We start from the raw sequence: 266 nt of genomic DNA on the forward strand, positions 1-266 counted from the left end.
CGTACCTATAATTAAGCGCTCAGCACGTCTACAATAAAAAACTGCAGACCCTTCTTTTAAGAACTCTGGATATGATAAGACAGAAACTGTTAAATGACTTTTACGGCTTTCAAGTAGAGATTGTATTGTCGCTTTTACTTTATCTGCAGTGCCAACAGGTACAGATGACTTGTCGATAATTAATTGTTGACTTTCCATATATGTAGCAATGGTTTCTGCTCCCTTTAGGACGAAGTTTTACTCTGCAGAACCGTCCTCGTCAGGCG

The 266-nt window shown here is 39.5% G+C and carries 1 pseudogene; it reads right to left on the minus strand.

What is annotated here, in order from left to right:
* A pseudogene (locus CWB78_RS18305) lies at positions 1–222 on the minus strand (UDP-glucose 6-dehydrogenase); the annotation flags it as partial.
* Positions 223–266: the final 44 nt, after the last annotated feature.

This window comes from Pseudoalteromonas sp. S1612 (genome assembly GCF_005887175.1).
GTDB lineage: Bacteria > Pseudomonadota > Gammaproteobacteria > Enterobacterales > Alteromonadaceae > Pseudoalteromonas > Pseudoalteromonas undina.